General features: G+C 44.1%; 22 protein-coding genes. 21 read left to right on the forward strand and 1 reads right to left on the reverse strand.

All coding sequences use genetic code 11. The annotated features are described in order from the left end of the window. Positions 1 to 6 precede the first annotated feature (6 nt). The 17 genes from rplX (at position 7) to BK820_RS01245 (ending at position 9,781) form a co-directional block, all read left to right on the forward strand. Positions 7 to 324, forward strand: coding sequence for a 50S ribosomal protein L24 (rplX, locus tag BK820_RS01170; protein ID WP_004809797.1), 318 nt, complete (start codon positions 7 to 9; stop codon positions 322 to 324). Positions 325 to 340: 16 nt separating this feature from the next. Then, entirely contained in the window at positions 341 to 877 is a 537-nt protein-coding gene (gene rplE, locus BK820_RS01175) for a 50S ribosomal protein L5 (protein WP_004809796.1), read from the forward strand. Between the two features lie 9 nt (positions 878 to 886). Further along, the gene (gene rpsN, locus BK820_RS01180) at positions 887 to 1,192 is read left to right on the forward strand and encodes a 30S ribosomal protein S14 (RefSeq protein WP_004809795.1); all 306 of its coding nucleotides are present in this window, start codon (positions 887 to 889) and stop codon (positions 1,190 to 1,192) included. A gap of 12 nt (positions 1,193 to 1,204) precedes the next feature. Continuing rightward, positions 1,205 to 1,600 (forward strand): 30S ribosomal protein S8, encoded by a 396-nt coding sequence (gene rpsH, locus BK820_RS01185; protein ID WP_004809793.1) that lies wholly within the window; start codon positions 1,205 to 1,207, stop codon positions 1,598 to 1,600. Positions 1,601 to 1,613: 13 nt separating this feature from the next. After that, the gene (gene rplF, locus BK820_RS01190; protein WP_004809790.1) at positions 1,614 to 2,147 is read left to right on the forward strand and encodes a 50S ribosomal protein L6; all 534 of its coding nucleotides are present in this window, start codon (positions 1,614 to 1,616) and stop codon (positions 2,145 to 2,147) included. 14 nt (positions 2,148 to 2,161) lie between these two features. Continuing rightward, positions 2,162 to 2,512 (forward strand): 50S ribosomal protein L18, encoded by a 351-nt coding sequence (gene rplR, locus BK820_RS01195; RefSeq protein WP_004281497.1) that lies wholly within the window; start codon positions 2,162 to 2,164, stop codon positions 2,510 to 2,512. A gap of 2 nt (positions 2,513 to 2,514) precedes the next feature. Continuing rightward, entirely contained in the window at positions 2,515 to 3,012 is a 498-nt protein-coding gene (rpsE, locus tag BK820_RS01200; RefSeq protein ID WP_004657688.1) for a 30S ribosomal protein S5, read from the forward strand. Between the two features lie 5 nt (positions 3,013 to 3,017). Continuing rightward, positions 3,018 to 3,194 carry a 50S ribosomal protein L30 gene (rpmD, locus tag BK820_RS01205; protein ID WP_004809788.1) on the forward strand — a complete coding sequence of 59 codons (177 nt, stop codon included), beginning with the start codon at positions 3,018 to 3,020 and terminating at the stop codon, positions 3,192 to 3,194. A 3-nt stretch (positions 3,195 to 3,197) separates the two neighbouring features. Beyond that, positions 3,198 to 3,638: a 50S ribosomal protein L15 gene (rplO, locus tag BK820_RS01210; protein ID WP_004809786.1), complete on the forward strand. Its 441-nt coding sequence runs from the start codon at positions 3,198 to 3,200 to the stop codon at positions 3,636 to 3,638. A gap of 45 nt (positions 3,639 to 3,683) precedes the next feature. After that, the gene (gene secY / locus BK820_RS01215) at positions 3,684 to 5,003 is read left to right on the forward strand and encodes a preprotein translocase subunit SecY (RefSeq protein WP_171056626.1); all 1,320 of its coding nucleotides are present in this window, start codon (positions 3,684 to 3,686) and stop codon (positions 5,001 to 5,003) included. Between the two features lie 19 nt (positions 5,004 to 5,022). Further along, the gene (rpmJ, locus tag BK820_RS15030; RefSeq protein WP_000867907.1) at positions 5,023 to 5,139 is read left to right on the forward strand and encodes a 50S ribosomal protein L36; all 117 of its coding nucleotides are present in this window, start codon (positions 5,023 to 5,025) and stop codon (positions 5,137 to 5,139) included. A gap of 107 nt (positions 5,140 to 5,246) precedes the next feature. After that, positions 5,247 to 5,603 carry a 30S ribosomal protein S13 gene (gene rpsM, locus BK820_RS01220; RefSeq protein WP_004281492.1) on the forward strand — a complete coding sequence of 119 codons (357 nt, stop codon included), beginning with the start codon at positions 5,247 to 5,249 and terminating at the stop codon, positions 5,601 to 5,603. Positions 5,604 to 5,622: 19 nt separating this feature from the next. Continuing rightward, complete coding sequence (gene rpsK, locus BK820_RS01225; protein WP_001040166.1) at positions 5,623 to 6,009, forward strand: 30S ribosomal protein S11; 387 nt, start codon at positions 5,623 to 5,625, stop codon at positions 6,007 to 6,009. A 12-nt stretch (positions 6,010 to 6,021) separates the two neighbouring features. Continuing rightward, a complete protein-coding gene (gene rpsD / locus BK820_RS01230; protein ID WP_004809780.1) occupies positions 6,022 to 6,648 on the forward strand; it encodes a 30S ribosomal protein S4 in 627 nt (208 codons plus the stop codon). A gap of 16 nt (positions 6,649 to 6,664) precedes the next feature. After that, a complete protein-coding gene (locus tag BK820_RS01235; RefSeq protein WP_004809777.1) occupies positions 6,665 to 7,672 on the forward strand; it encodes a DNA-directed RNA polymerase subunit alpha in 1,008 nt (335 codons plus the stop codon). An 18-nt stretch (positions 7,673 to 7,690) separates the two neighbouring features. Further along, positions 7,691 to 8,056: a 50S ribosomal protein L17 gene (rplQ, locus tag BK820_RS01240; RefSeq protein ID WP_004786886.1), complete on the forward strand. Its 366-nt coding sequence runs from the start codon at positions 7,691 to 7,693 to the stop codon at positions 8,054 to 8,056. A 219-nt stretch (positions 8,057 to 8,275) separates the two neighbouring features. Next, complete coding sequence (locus BK820_RS01245; RefSeq protein WP_071319856.1) at positions 8,276 to 9,781, forward strand: flavin-containing monooxygenase; 1,506 nt, start codon at positions 8,276 to 8,278, stop codon at positions 9,779 to 9,781. Between the two features lie 63 nt (positions 9,782 to 9,844). Here the strand turns inward: BK820_RS01245 and BK820_RS01250 are convergent, their stop codons facing one another. Then, positions 9,845 to 11,017 (reverse strand): acyl-CoA dehydrogenase family protein, encoded by a 1,173-nt coding sequence (locus tag BK820_RS01250; protein ID WP_071319857.1) that lies wholly within the window; start codon positions 11,015 to 11,017, stop codon positions 9,845 to 9,847. Between the two features lie 176 nt (positions 11,018 to 11,193). Here BK820_RS01250 and BK820_RS01255 point away from each other — a divergent pair, with 176 nt between their 5' ends. The 4 genes from BK820_RS01255 (at position 11,194) to rrtA (ending at position 14,044) form a co-directional block, all read left to right on the forward strand. Then, positions 11,194 to 11,451 (forward strand): FAD assembly factor SdhE, encoded by a 258-nt coding sequence (locus tag BK820_RS01255; RefSeq protein ID WP_008302635.1) that lies wholly within the window; start codon positions 11,194 to 11,196, stop codon positions 11,449 to 11,451. Next, positions 11,444 to 11,830 carry a protein YgfX gene (locus BK820_RS01260; RefSeq protein WP_071319858.1) on the forward strand — a complete coding sequence of 129 codons (387 nt, stop codon included), beginning with the start codon at positions 11,444 to 11,446 and terminating at the stop codon, positions 11,828 to 11,830. The genes BK820_RS01255 and BK820_RS01260 overlap by 8 nt, the downstream gene beginning before the upstream one ends. 535 nt (positions 11,831 to 12,365) lie before the next feature. Then, on the forward strand, positions 12,366 to 13,406 hold the full coding sequence (locus tag BK820_RS01265; RefSeq protein WP_034592054.1) for a hypothetical protein: 1,041 nt from the start codon (positions 12,366 to 12,368) through the stop codon (positions 13,404 to 13,406). Positions 13,407 to 13,465: 59 nt separating this feature from the next. Continuing rightward, entirely contained in the window at positions 13,466 to 14,044 is a 579-nt protein-coding gene (gene rrtA / locus BK820_RS01270; RefSeq protein ID WP_081405842.1) for a rhombosortase, read from the forward strand. Positions 14,045 to 14,136 lie beyond the last annotated feature (92 nt).

Raw genomic sequence — 14,136 nt, forward strand, 5'->3', positions numbered from 1 at the left:
GCAATCATGGCTAAGATTAAAAAAGGCGATCAAGTAATTGTGATCGCAGGTAAAGAAAAAGGCAAACAGGGTACTGTTCTGTCTGTTTCAAATGACCAAGTGAAGGTAGAAGGTCTTAACCTGGTTAAGAAACATCAGAAGCCTAACCGAGCTACTGGCGCTGAAGGCGGCATCGTAACTCAAGAAGCTTCTCTTCACATCTCAAACGTGGCACTTTTTAATGCTACAACCCAAAAGGCTGACCGTGTTGGTTACCAAGTGATTGATGGCGTGAAAACTCGCGTATTCAAATCAAATGGTGAATCAGTGGCGGTAGCGAAGTAATAGGTTGAAAAAGGCAATGGCCAGACTTAAAGCACGTTACAACGACGAACTTAAAGCTCAATTACAAGAACAATTGGGTGTTAAGAATGTGATGGAGATCCCTCGCATCACTAAAATCACTATCAACATGGGTGTTGGCGCAGCTGCTGCTGACAAGAAACTCCTTGATGGTGCTCTTTCTGATATGCAAGCTATCGCTGGTCAAAAACCAGTACTTACGTTAGCTCGTAAATCTATCGCTGGTTTCAAAATCCGTGATGGTTGGCCGATTGGTTGTAAAGTTACTTTACGCGGCGAACGCATGTACGAATTCTTAGACCGTTTGATCTCTATTGCGATTCCTCGTATCCGTGACTTCCGTGGTTTCTCAGCGAAATCATTTGATGGTCGTGGTAACTACTCAATGGGTCTTAAAGAACAGATCATGTTCCCTGAGATCGATTTTGACAAGATTGACCGTATTCGTGGTATGGACATTACCATCACTACGACTGCTCGCACCGATGACGAAGGCCGTGCGCTTATGCGTGCATTCGGCTTCCCGTTCAAATAAGAGGTCGAAATGGCTAAGAAAGGTATGATTAATCGCGAATTGAAACGCGAAGCTACTGTTGCTAAATACGCTGCAAAACGTGCTGAATTAAAAGCTGTTATTGCTAACGTAAATGCATCAGACGAAGAACGTTTCGAAGCGATGATGAAATTACAAGCATTACCACGTAATGCATCTCCAGTACGTCTACGTAACCGTTGTGGTTTAACTGGTCGTCCTCATGGTTACTTCCGTAAGTTCGGTTTAAGCCGTAACATGGTACGCGAAAAAGTAATGCAAGGTGATGTACCTGGCGTTGTTAAGGCAAGCTGGTAAGGAGCACTATAAATGAGTATGCAAGATACCGTTGCCGACATGCTAACACGTGTTCGTAACGCACAAATGGCGAAGAAACAAACTGTTTCTATGCCTAATTCTAAGTTGAAGGTTGCTATTGCAAACGTTCTTCAACAAGAAGGTTACATTTCAAACGTAGAAGTTGCTGATGTTGAAGGCAAGGCAACTTTAACTATTACGTTAAAATATTTTGAAGGCAAACCAGTTATCGAAACTGTGAAACGCGTAAGCCGTCCAGGTCTACGTCAGTATCGCGGTAAAGATGCACTTCCAAGCGTTAAGCAAGGTTTAGGTATTGCAATTGTTTCTACAAGCAAAGGCATCATGACTGATCGCGCTGCACGTGCTGCAGGCATTGGTGGTGAAGTTATTGCTTTTGTTTCTTAATAGGTGATTCCTCATGTCTCGTGTGGCTAAAGCCCCAGTAACTGTACCTAACGGTGTAGCAGTTACTCAGAACGGCCGGCAGGTCGAAGTGAAAGGCACTAAAGGTACATTGTCTTTCAACCTGCATGCGCTGGTCGAGCTAAAACAGGAAGACGGTACTCTAGTTATTGCTCCTAAAGCTGAATCTAAAGACGCTTGGATGCAGGCTGGTACTGCTCGCGCTGTGCTTAACAACCTTGTTAAAGGTGTTAGCGAAGGTTTCGAACGTAAGTTACAACTTATCGGTGTTGGTTATAAAGCTGCGGTTAAAGGTAACATTGTTAACCTTAACCTTGGTTTCTCTCACCCGATTGACTACAACCTTCCTGAAGGTGTAACTGCAGAAACTCCTACAGCGACTGAAATTATCCTAAAATCTGCTGATAAAGCAAAATTAGGTCAAGTTGCTGCGGAAATCCGTGGTTACCGTCCACCAGAGCCGTATAAAGGTAAAGGTGTTCGTTATTCTGACGAAGTTGTACTTCGTAAAGAAGCTAAGAAGAAATAAGGCGCGAGGTTCTTATGAACGAAAAGAAACAATCCCGTTTGCGTCGTGCGAAAAGCACACGCTTGCACATCCGTGCATTGGGTGCGACTCGTTTGTGTGTAAACCGCACTCCGCGTCACATCTATGCTCAAGTTATCTCAGCAGATGGTGGCAAAGTATTAGCGCAAGCTTCTACATTAGACGCTACTCTACGTGCTGGTACAACTGGTAATGTTGAAGCAGCTCAAAAAGTAGGTGCTTTAATCGCAGAACGCGCTAAGGCAGCTGGTGTAACTAAAGTTGCATTTGACCGTTCTGGTTTCAAATATCATGGTCGTATCAAAGCCTTGGCTGATGCTGCTCGTGAAAACGGCTTGGAGTTCTAATCATGGCTAAAGTTGAACAAAACGAAGGTCTTGTTGAAAAGCTGGTTGCCGTTGATCGTGTAGCCAAAGTTGTTAAGGGTGGTCGTATCTTCTCTTTCACAGCATTGACTGTGGTAGGTGATGGTAATGGTCGCGTAGGTTTTGGTCGTGGTAAAGCACGTGAAGTTCCAGCTGCTATTTCTAAAGCACTTGAAGCTGCTCGTCGCAACATGATCACTGTAGATCTTGCTGGTACGACTTTACAACACCCTGTGAATGCTCGTCACGGTGCAAGCCGTGTTTACATGCAGCCTGCTTCTGAAGGTACTGGCGTAATCGCTGGTGGCGCTATGCGTGCCGTTCTTGAAGCTGCTGGTGTACACAACGTACTTGCTAAATGTTACGGTTCTACTAACGCTGCTAACGTAGTTAACGCGACTTTTAAAGGTCTGCGTGATATGACTTCTCCTGAGAAAGTTGCTGCGAAACGTGGTCTTTCAGTAGAACAAATTCAAGGGTAATAATCATGAAAACGATTAAAGTTACCCAGACTAAATCTGCATCGCATCGCTTGAAAAATCACAAGCTGAGCCTTAAAGGTTTAGGTCTGCGTCGTATTGGTCATACTGTTGAAGTGTTAGACACTCCATCTAACCGTGGTATGATCAACCAAGTCTACTATATGGTTAGTGTAGAGGAATAAGCCATGACTCTGCGTTTAAATACTATTGCACCTGCAGAAGGTGCTAAGCGTGACAACCTACGTCTAGGCCGTGGTATTGGTTCTGGCGTTGGTAAGACCGGTGGCCGTGGTGTCAAAGGTCAAAACTCACGTAAGAGCGGTGGTACTCGTCCAGGTTTCGAAGGCGGTCAAACAGCACTTTATCGTCGTTTGCCTAAATTCGGTTTCACTAGCCAACAGGCTTTGAAAACTGCTGAAGTACGTTTATCTGAGCTTGCTAAAGTTGAAGGCGACATCGTGTCTCTAGAAACTTTAAAAGCTGCGAACGTTGTACGTAAAGACATGACTCGTGCACGTATCGTACTTTCTGGTGAAATTACTCGCGCATTCACTGTACAAGGTGTTGTGTTGACTAAAGGCGCTAAAGCTGCTGTTGAAGCTGCTGGCGGTAAAGTCGAGGAGTAATCTCCAGTGTCTATGTCTCCTAGTTCTTCAGGTCATGTCAACATGATGAAAGGCCAACCATTTCATGTGAAATACCGTGAAATTATTCGTCGAATGATGTTTCTCATTGGTGCGTTGTTGGTGTTTCGACTGGGAGCACATATTCCAGTACCGGGCATTAACAATGCTGCGCTGGAGAATTTGTTTAATGCAAACCAAGGTACGATCCTTGGTTTGTTTAACATGTTCTCTGGTGGTGCATTGGAGCGAATGTCTATTCTTGCTCTTGGGATTATGCCATACATCTCTGCATCGATTATCGTGCAGCTGATGTCAACAGTCGTTCCTTCGCTGGAAGCTTTAAAGAAAGAAGGCGAGCAAGGCAAACGTAAAATAAATCAATACACACGACAGGGCACACTGTTCCTTGCATTTGTGCAAGCGGTCGGTATGTGCGCGGGCTTGATCAGCCAGGGAATTACCCTGACCTCTGGTCTGGCTTTTTATGTTCCTGCGGTAACCTCATTGGTTGCGGGGACCATGTTCCTGATGTGGTTGGGTGAACAGATTACCGAGCGTGGGGTGGGGAATGGTATTTCCATGATCATCTTCGCAGGTATTGTTGCAGGTCTGCCAACTTTGGTTATGCAGTCCCTGACTTCTGTCGATAATGGTCAGTCTAGTCTTATTGGTCTGGCGATATTTGCATTGTTATCCATCGCCGTGCTTGCAGCAATTGTGTTTATCGAGAAGGCGCAACGTCGTATTCCGGTCAACTATGCTCAGAAGCAGCAGGGTCGTCGCGTATTTACTGCACAGCAGACACATTTGCCATTAAAAATTAATATGGCCGGTGTGATTCCTGCAATTTTTGCAAGTTCATTGCTTTTGTTCCCAGCGAGCTTAGGTCAGTGGGTTGGCAGTGCGGATCCTGATGCAGGAATTATTAAGCGTAGTCTGCAAGATTTGGCATTGGTGTTGTCGCCTGGTCAGCCGTTGTATTTGGTGCTCTTTGGTGCGTTAATTATCTTTTTCTGTTACTTCTATACTGCGCTAGTATTTAGCCCGAAAGAAGTGTCAGAAAACTTGAAACGCAGCGGAGCTTACGTGCCTGGTATTCGTCCAGGTGAGCAAACTGCTCGTTACTTAGATCATATTCTCAATCGTTTGACCTTTATTGGCGCGATTTACATCACTGTCATCTGTTTAATGCCGATGATCTTGCAGAGCTCGTTTGGTATTCCATTCAGCTTGGGCGGAACATCGTTGCTAATCGTGGTAGTGGTGGTGATGGACTTTATGGCTCAGCTACAAGCACATCTCACTTCGCACCAGTATGACAATCAAACATTAATGAGAAAAACGACTGCTCATCCTAAGGGATAGCGCACTTAGAGGTTTCATCATGAAAGTACAAGCTTCTGTAAAGAAAATTTGTGGTAGCTGTAAAGTTATCCGTCGTAATGGGGTTATCCGCGTAATTTGTAGCGCAGAACCTCGTCATAAGCAGCGTCAAGGTTAATCTGATCAAGACCTGTTGATTTCAGTAGGCGAATTAGGTTATTATCCGCCCCTCAAGATTTTTGTGGGGCGGTTGATTATCTCTACTGCCTTTTTGGAGAAAATTGAATGGCTCGTATTGCCGGTGTAAACATTCCGGATAACAAGCATGCTGTTATCTCTCTAACGTATATCTTTGGTATTGGTCGCCATACTTCAAAAGCTATCTTAGCTGCTGCAGGTATTGCTCCAACGACTAAGATCCGTGAATTAGATGACGCTCAGCTTGATGCGATTCGTGCAGAAGTTGCCAAGGTTCCGACCGAAGGTGATTTACGTCGCGAAATTTCCATGAACATCAAACGTTTAATGGATTTAGGCTGCTACCGCGGTCTTCGTCATCGTCGCAGCTTGCCTGTCCGCGGTCAACGCACCAAAACTAACGCACGTACCCGTAAAGGTCCGCGCAAACCAATTAAGAAATAAGATTTCTGGAAGCTAAAAGATGGCTAAAGATACTCGCACACGCAAGAAGGTCACTCGTACCGTCTCTGAAGGTGTTGCACACATTCACGCTTCTTTTAATAACACCATTGTGACTATTACCGATCGTCAAGGTAATGCACTGGCTTGGGCCACTTCAGGTGGACAAGGCTTCCGTGGATCACGTAAATCAACTCCGTTCGCTGCTCAGGTAGCTGCTGAAGTTGCTGGTAAAGCAGCTTTGGATTACGGTTTGAAAAACTTGGACGTCCTTGTGAAAGGTCCTGGTCCAGGTCGTGAATCTGCGGTTCGTGCTTTAGGTGCAGTGGGTTATAAAATTAATAGCATTACCGATGTGACTCCAATTCCTCACAACGGTTGCCGTCCACCTAAAAAACGTCGCGTGTAAGGAGAAACATTCATGGCTCGTTATATTGGTCCAAAATGCAAACTCTCTCGCCGCGAAGGGACAGACCTGCAATTAAAATCTGGCGTTAAACCATTTGACGTTAAGACTAAAAAACATGCTAAAGCGCCTGGCCAACACGGTGGTGCGCGTGGCAGCAAACAATCTGAGTACTCACTACAATTACGTGAAAAACAAAAAGTACGTCGTATGTACGGTGTTTTAGAGCGTCAATTTAGTAACTACTATAAAGAAGCAGCTCGTGTTAAAGGCGCAACTGGCGAGAACTTGTTAAAGTTACTTGAAAGCCGTCTTGATAACGTTGTTTATCGCATGGGTTTTGGTTCTACACGTGCTGAAGCTCGTCAGTTAGTATCTCACCGTTCAATCACTTTAAATGGCCGTCGCGTTAACATCGCGTCTATCCAAGTTAAAGCTGGTGACGTGATTGCAGTTCACGAAGGCGCTAAACAACAATTACGTATCAAAAACGCAATTGAATTAGCTGCTCAACGTGGCATTCCTTCTTGGATGGAAGTAGATCATTCTAAACTAGAAGGTACGTTCAAAGCTGCACCGGATCGTTCTGATTTACCTGCTGAAATCAACGAAAGCTTGATTGTAGAATTGTATTCTAAATAATCCTTGAGGTAGCAATATGACGCGTACTGCAAATGAGTTTCTAACTCCGCAAGCGATCAAGGTCGAAGCGGCAAGCGGGACCTCGGCAAAAGTTATTCTAGAACCCTTAGAGCGTGGCTTTGGTCATACTCTGGGCAATGCTTTACGTCGCATCCTTCTGTCTTCTTTGCCTGGCGCTGCTGTGGTTGAAGTTGAGATTGAAGGTGTTGAGCACGAGTACAGTACTTTGGAAGGCTTGCAGCAGGACATCGTCGAGCTCTTGCTGAACCTAAAAGGATTGTCTATTAAGCTGTTCGATCAAAATGAAGCTTATTTAACATTAGAGAAACAAGGTCCAGGCGATGTAACTGCGGCTGACCTTCGTTTACCTCATAATGTTGAAGTGGTTAACCCTGAACACTTGATCGGCACATTAAGTGCTTCAGGCAATCTTAAGATGCGCCTGAAAGTGGCTCAAGGCCGTGGCTATGAGACTTCTGACTCACGTTTCCCAGAAGGCGAGACTCGCCCAGTGGGTCGTTTACAGTTAGATGCATCTTACAGCCCGATCAAACGTGTGTCTTACACAGTTGAAAATGCTCGTGTAGAACAACGTACTGACCTTGATAAACTGATCATTGATCTTGAAACCAACGGTACAGTTGATCCTGAAGAAGCAATCCGCAAAGCGGCAACAATCTTGCAACAACAAATTGCAATCTTTGTTGATCTTCAGAAAGATCAAGCTCCTGTTGCTCAAGAACCTCGTGAAGAAGTTGATCCGATTTTGCTTCGTCCAGTAGATGATCTAGAGCTAACTGTTCGTTCTGCTAACTGTTTGAAAGCAGAAAACATTTACTACATTGGTGATCTTGTACAGCGTACTGAGGTTGAGTTACTTAAAACTCCTAACCTGGGTAAAAAATCGCTTACTGAGATCAAAGATGTTCTGGCTTCTAAAGGCTTACAACTCGGCATGCGTTTAGAGAACTGGCCACCAGCTAGTCTCCGTATGGACGATCGTTTCGCCTATCGTAGCCGTTAATTAAGTAGGACTATCACCATGCGTCATCGTAATAGTGGTGTGAAATTAGGCCGTACAAGCAGTCATCGTAAAGCGATGTTCCAAAACATGGCTAACTCTTTGTTCGAGCACGAGTTGATCAAAACAACTGTGCCTAAAGCAAAAGAATTACGCCGTGTTGCTGAGCCTTTAATCACTTTAGCTAAAGTCGATACAGTAGCAAACCGTCGTTTGGCGTTTGCTCGTACTCGTTCAGCTGCAACTGTTGGTAAATTATTTACCGTTCTTGGCCCTCGTTACAAAGAGCGTAACGGCGGTTATCTACGTGTTCTTAAAGCGGGCTTCCGTGCAGGTGATGCTGCACCGATGGCTTACGTTGAGCTAGTAGATCGCGAAGTTAACTAATTTCGTGAAGAGCAGCAAACGTTGTTCGGAAAGGTCGGTTGAATAAACCGGCCTTTTTTAATGCCTAAAATTTATCTTTTTATAAATTGATTATCGGTTTAGCTATAAAAATGTCCCCAAAAGATAAAAAAAATAGGGCAAACACACAAACTTGACATGGAGTATTGTCAGTTTTGTGCTTTAATAAAATAAATGACAAACTTGGGTTAAAAGAAGAATATGGAAAAACAGGTTGATATCTTAATTGTGGGTGCAGGTATCTCGGGAATTGGTTTAGCAGCACATCTCTCTAAAAATTGTCCGAAGCGTTCTTTTGAAATTATTGAACGTCGGGAAAGCGTAGGTGGTACTTGGGATTTATTTAAATATCCGGGCATCCGTTCAGATTCTGATATGTCGACTTTTGGCTTTAATTTTAAACCTTGGAAAAAAGCCAGCGTGTTGGCTGACGGTGCATCAATTAAAAACTATCTGGCTGAAGTAGTAGAAGAATATCAACTTGAATCCAGAATTCACTATCAGCACCGTGTTTTAAATGCTAATTATGATACTCATACGCACAAATGGTCAGTGAAAATCGAAAATGCTCAAGGTAAGACTGAAACCTGGGTAGCGAATTTTGTTTTGGGTTGTACTGGTTATTATAATTATGACAAAGGTTTTCAACCAGAATTTCCAAATCAGGATGCATTTAAAGGAACTTTTATTCATCCGCAACATTGGCCGGAGAACTTCGATTATAGCGGTAAAAAAGTGGTAATTATTGGTAGTGGTGCAACTGCTATTACGTTAGTTCCAGCGATGGTCAAAGGCGGAGCAGGCCATGTGACTATGTTGCAGCGTTCACCGACCTATATTGCTTCGGTACCATCCATTGATATGGTCTATGACAAGATGCGTAAGTATCTGTCTGAAGATATGGCTTATAAGCTTACCCGTGCACGAAACATTGGTATGCAGCGCGGGATTTATGCGCTGGCACAAAAACAGCCAAAATTGCTTAAAAAGCTGCTTTTAAATGCGGTGAAGTTCCAACTTAAGGGTAAGGTGGATATGAAACACTTTACCCCGGACTATGAGCCTTGGGATCAGCGTCTGTGCGTGGTACCGGATGGAGATTTATTCAAAATTTTACGTGAAGGTCGTGCATCGGTAGAGACTGACCATATCGAGAAATTTACGGAAACCGGTATTCAGCTTAAATCCGGTAAACATCTTGACGCCGATATTATCGTATCAGCAACAGGATTAAATATTCAGATTTTGGGCGGGATGCAGGCTTCCATTGATGGCAAGCCCATCGATACCTCTAAACATATGTTGTATCGCGGCGTGATGGTGAGTGATATTCCGAATATGGCGCTGATTATTGGCTATATCAATGCATCTTGGACACTGAAAGTAGATATCGCAGCCGAATATATCTGCCGTCTGCTGAACTATATGGATATGAACGGTTTTGATGAGGTATTACCAGAAGGTAATGCTGCAGAGTTACTCGAAGATACGGTGATGGGCAGCCTGACCTCAGGTTATATTGCCCGTGCCGCAAACGTCATGCCAAAACAAGGTAAGCATGGCCCTTGGCGTGTCAGCAATAATTATTTAGCTGACCGTAAAGATCTTAAAACTGCAACTTTCGAGGATGATATTCTTCAGTTTAAATCTAAAGTTGAACAGGGAAAAGTTAATGGCAAAAAAGTTAAACCACGTCTGGTATCTTAATATCTGAACCTATAGAAAAGGAGCATTAAATGCTCCTTTTTTTATCTGTTTATATGATCTGAATTAAATTGCTCGTGAGATCAATTCTTTCATAATTTCATTGGTTCCAGCATATATACGGTTCGCACGATGATCGATGTAGGCACGAGCAATTGGATATTCCAGCATATAGCCATATCCACCATGCAGTTGCAGACATTCATCGACTACCTTGCTGAACATTTCTGAAATTTTGTATTTTGCGGCAGCAGCTGCATCTACGCCTAGCTGTTGCTGTAACTGTTGTTGCATACAACAATCCAGATAAGCTCGACAGATTTCGATTTCAGTACGTAGTTCCGCCAGCTTAAAACGAGTGTTCTGAAATGCTGAGATAGGTTTGCCAAAAGCCTGACGTTCCTTAGTGTATTTCACCGTATGTGCAAAAGCAGCTTCAGCGCCTGCCTGACAGATCATTGCCACAATCAGACGTTCCCAAGCCAGTTCTTTCATCAGCATCATAAAACCCATACCGGGCATACCCAATAAATTTTCTTTAGGAACACGCACGTTATCAAAGAATAGTTCACAGGTATCCTGGCCTTTCATGCCGATTTTATTTAGCGGTTTGCCTTTACTAAAACCAGCACGGTCAGCTTCTACCATGATCAATGAAAGATTAGCTGAGCCTTTGTCACTATCGCCTGTTTTACACACTACAATTGCCATATCGCAAAGATAGCCGTTGGTGATAAATATTTTCGAGCCATTAATCACATACTCATCACCCTCCAACACGGCACTGGTGCGTATAGCCTGAAGATCTGAACCTGTGCCGGGTTCAGTCATCGCAATCGCAGTAATCACTTCGCCACTGGCCATTTTTGCTAGCCATTGCTGTTTCTGGGCTTCATTGCCGAAATTCAGAATATAATTCGCCACGATATCAGAATGCAGGGAAAAACCGGTTGCTGAGTCACCGGCATAAGCTTGCTCTTCAATCAGGATCATACTGTAAAGCCGATCCACACCTGAACCATCATATTGTTCTGGTAAAGTCGGGCAAAGTAGCCCTAGGCTTCCTGCCTTATTCCACAGCTCGCGATCTACGTGTTGTTGCTGTTCGAAGCGTTCGGTATGCGGAATGACTTCCTTTTCATAGAATTTGCGCACCGTCTCGCGGAAAGCATCATGCTCAGCATTAAACAAAGTACGCGGTAAAAGATGCGGCAGTGGTCGAATCGCAGCAGATTGCATGATCAGGATTCCTTGTTCTGGTTATTGTTCTCATGAACATAAGGGCAGGGTCTATCTGGGGACAATGTGCGAAATGTACAAAATACAGATAATGCTGATGCTTTCCGCCAATTCCCTCGAAAATTACTTGGCGCTTAGGTAAACTACTCATGTTTTTAACACGTTGGGGAAATATGATGACTGAAGACATCAGCCTGGAAGAGCGTAAAGTGATTTACCGCGCACGTCGTGGTCTTAAAGAGTTGGATGTGTATTTTGATCCCTATGTCAAAAACTGCTATTTGACAGCAGACCCATTTGAAAAAGAAATGTTTGCTGAACTCGTAGCGCAAGAAGACCCGGACCTGCTGGACTGGTTTATGGAAGTATCCGAACCGCCACGTCCTGAATTACGTGAGTTTATTAACAAGCTTAAACACTACGTTCATGGATAGTCGTTGTTATCAGCTGAAACGCAGCCTGCTTGCACTTGCGTTTCAGTTTTTCATTTTTATTGTGTTGATGTTTGTGATGTACCAGTTATTGCCCTTATGGCTATGGGGAATCTGTCTGGTTGCAGGACTGATCATCTATCATCTGTTTTATCGCAAGCGTCCGCAGATCGCCCAGTTTGAATATCTGGATGGTCGGGAATGGACCATTACCCATCATGATCAGCGCATACAGCGTGCCCAGATCAGTCATGTGATTGATCACCAAGCTTATCTGGTGGTGTATTTTCAGCATGCCAAAATACCGCCATTGCTGATCTGGTGTGACCAGTTACCAACACAACAATGGAAGTCATTGAAAGTCCTTACGAAAATGATCTGATTGCCAGGCAATCGGTATTTTCATCAAAATTAAAATTATATATTTTTCAAATTCTTATCTTTATATACTGATCCTTTGTCAGACAATTCACATAATTCTTCGGAAAATATTTGAATTGTCTGACAATTTTCTTAATTGCTTTTATTTTAAACAGGTACATTTGAATCACCGAAGTCAACAGAGGAGATTAATATGGAATTTCCAACGTGGATATTTCCAGTAATCGCGGTAATTCTGGCACTGGTCATTGGACGACTCGGCACTATAGTTAGGGAACAAATTTCAACTCAATCACATTAACAAGCTAAAACGATAAGTTAAAGCTTTCCCAGTTAATAAGTAGCATGTGCTGAACCGTCGCAATGCTACTTTTTTTTGCCCAAAATTCAGTATTTCTTTCGATCAAGTCAATTGCAGAACCGGTAATCAATGGCAAAGTGACTCATCTAATTTAGAGTAAATACTCTTTAATTCATATAGTTCATCTGCTATGTTTAGCAGCATGGACATAATCACAATTATAGAGGACAGGAAAATGTCAAAAGTCCAACAAATATGCCAAGGTATGGCGGCCATAGTAATAACAACAACGGCTTTAACAGGTTGCTCACAGGTGGTTAAAACGGGTGCCAATGTGGCGCTGGGTTTCACTGAAAAACATATAGTGCCACCAATTCTGGCGATGGATGATGCAGAAATGGTGTGTAATTCAGGCAATGCCTTAACACCAGCGATCATGTCAACCAAGGAGATGGGGGCAGATCCGACCCGTGTTGCAGTACTGATGTACTCTGCAGCCGGTATTTGTGCGGAGCAGAAAGCGCTAGATGCCGAACTACGCTATATGCGTGCATCTAAAGCCAATCAGGTTACTGAGGCGCAGGATGCTCGCGTAGAGCAGAAACGTTGGGCAGCATTGGCTGCACAGCGTCAATATACCGGTTACCAGATGTTCCAGAAGCGTTACGAGAAAAAATATAATGTCGCGCTGGGTGAGAGTTGCCCAACCTTGAAGGGTGATACAGAACAGACTGTCTATCTGCTGGGCATGCTCAGTGGCCTACAAGCCATGACCAATGATATTAACTCGGGTGGAGCGGTGCAGGTACCGAAGGACATCGCTGCTGTGGTAGAACGCGGGATGACCTGTCTGAACAATGAAAAATTCTGGGGCGCACCAAATGCTACACGTGCCGTGATCTGGACCTTGTTGCCAGGCGCAGGTGATGGCAAGCCGGATCCATATCAGACCTTGAAACAGTCGACCCAGATTGGTGAACAGAAAGGTGTGCGTTTATCACATGCACTTTATGCCGTAGCTGCTCAGGCATCAGGTGATGATGCCAAGTTACGTGATGCGCTGAAAACTTTTGCACAGGCACGTTCTGATGAAAAGCCGGTCAATCCACAATTCAAGCTGATCGACAGTATGGCTTCGATTATGGTGGGTGGCATTGCAGACCGTTACTGGACCGAGCATACCGGCGTTCGCACTGGAGACGATGGCATGCAACGTTTCTGGGATGAAGCGGATACAGCATCTGACCTTGATGATCTGTTTAATGCGGATTCCTGATCCAGTCAGGTCCGTACATTAAGGCGGACCTAAATTGACATACGTTAAGGGACTAAGCGATGCAGATGCATGATCACTATCTTCGTAACAAGATTGTCTTTCTGGCAGTCTTTGTTGCTTTCTGCGCATGGCTGCAGATATTTAAAGATAGTTTTATCTTTTGGCAAGCTAGCCTGATAAGTGAGCCCTGGCGGCTGTGGACGGCACATTGGGTGCACGTTGGCTGGACACACTATTTCCTGAATATGCTGGCCTTTATCTGCTTGCCCTTTATCTTTCCACGTGTTTCGGTGTGGAACTTCGTCAGTATTCTACTGGTCTTGCCTCCGCTGATCAGTCTTAGCTTTTATTATTTCCTGCCAGATATCGAGGCTTATGCTGGACTGTCAGGTGTCTTGCATGGTGCGTATGCCGCCGTGGCCTGTGTGCATCTGTTGTATAAGAAAGAACGCAGTTTTGCAGCCTTGGTATTGTTTCTGATTTTTGCCAAGCTGGTCTGGGAAAATACCATCGGCAGTGAGGGCACGGCCCAATTGATTGGTAGTCCAGTACTGGTTGAAGCGCATTTGCTGGGGGTGATCTGGGGGATTGTAGTGGCCAATCTATATATCATTGGTAATTACTGGCTGGATCAATGATGCAGTTGGCATAAATAACAAAAAAGAAAATGCAAATTGTCATTTTCATTTCGCACAGTCTGGTGCAGAGTCAGAAGCATAATAATCAGATT

Origin of the sequence: Acinetobacter sp. LCT-H3, assembly GCF_001866125.1 — a bacterium.
GTDB classification, from domain to species: Bacteria; Pseudomonadota; Gammaproteobacteria; order Pseudomonadales; family Moraxellaceae; genus Acinetobacter; species Acinetobacter schindleri.

Bases quoted from the DNA above. Each gene is read 5' to 3' on its own strand.
- BK820_RS01250 (WP_071319857.1), bottom strand. From the start codon at position 11,017: ATGCAATCTGCTGCGATTCGACCACTGCCGCATCTTTTACCGCGTACT.
- BK820_RS01245 (WP_071319856.1), top strand. From the start codon at position 8,276: ATGGAAAAACAGGTTGATATCTTAATTGTGGGTGCAGGTATCTCGGGA.
- BK820_RS01255 (WP_008302635.1), top strand. From the start codon at position 11,194: ATGACTGAAGACATCAGCCTGGAAGAGCGTAAAGTGATTTACCGCGCA.
- rpsE (WP_004657688.1), top strand. From the start codon at position 2,515: ATGGCTAAAGTTGAACAAAACGAAGGTCTTGTTGAAAAGCTGGTTGCC.
- rpsM (WP_004281492.1), top strand. From the start codon at position 5,247: ATGGCTCGTATTGCCGGTGTAAACATTCCGGATAACAAGCATGCTGTT.
- BK820_RS01265 (WP_034592054.1), top strand. From the start codon at position 12,366: ATGTCAAAAGTCCAACAAATATGCCAAGGTATGGCGGCCATAGTAATA.
- rpsH (WP_004809793.1), top strand. From the start codon at position 1,205: ATGAGTATGCAAGATACCGTTGCCGACATGCTAACACGTGTTCGTAAC.
- rplO (WP_004809786.1), top strand. From the start codon at position 3,198: ATGACTCTGCGTTTAAATACTATTGCACCTGCAGAAGGTGCTAAGCGT.
- rpsD (WP_004809780.1), top strand. From the start codon at position 6,022: ATGGCTCGTTATATTGGTCCAAAATGCAAACTCTCTCGCCGCGAAGGG.
- BK820_RS01235 (WP_004809777.1), top strand. From the start codon at position 6,665: ATGACGCGTACTGCAAATGAGTTTCTAACTCCGCAAGCGATCAAGGTC.
- secY (WP_171056626.1), top strand. From the start codon at position 3,684: ATGAAAGGCCAACCATTTCATGTGAAATACCGTGAAATTATTCGTCGA.
- rpmD (WP_004809788.1), top strand. From the start codon at position 3,018: ATGAAAACGATTAAAGTTACCCAGACTAAATCTGCATCGCATCGCTTG.
- rrtA (WP_081405842.1), top strand. From the start codon at position 13,466: ATGCAGATGCATGATCACTATCTTCGTAACAAGATTGTCTTTCTGGCA.
- BK820_RS01260 (WP_071319858.1), top strand. From the start codon at position 11,444: ATGGATAGTCGTTGTTATCAGCTGAAACGCAGCCTGCTTGCACTTGCG.
- rplQ (WP_004786886.1), top strand. From the start codon at position 7,691: ATGCGTCATCGTAATAGTGGTGTGAAATTAGGCCGTACAAGCAGTCAT.
- rpsK (WP_001040166.1), top strand. From the start codon at position 5,623: ATGGCTAAAGATACTCGCACACGCAAGAAGGTCACTCGTACCGTCTCT.
- rplX (WP_004809797.1), top strand. From the start codon at position 7: ATGGCTAAGATTAAAAAAGGCGATCAAGTAATTGTGATCGCAGGTAAA.
- rplE (WP_004809796.1), top strand. From the start codon at position 341: ATGGCCAGACTTAAAGCACGTTACAACGACGAACTTAAAGCTCAATTA.
- rplF (WP_004809790.1), top strand. From the start codon at position 1,614: ATGTCTCGTGTGGCTAAAGCCCCAGTAACTGTACCTAACGGTGTAGCA.
- rpmJ (WP_000867907.1), top strand. From the start codon at position 5,023: ATGAAAGTACAAGCTTCTGTAAAGAAAATTTGTGGTAGCTGTAAAGTT.
- rplR (WP_004281497.1), top strand. From the start codon at position 2,162: ATGAACGAAAAGAAACAATCCCGTTTGCGTCGTGCGAAAAGCACACGC.
- rpsN (WP_004809795.1), top strand. From the start codon at position 887: ATGGCTAAGAAAGGTATGATTAATCGCGAATTGAAACGCGAAGCTACT.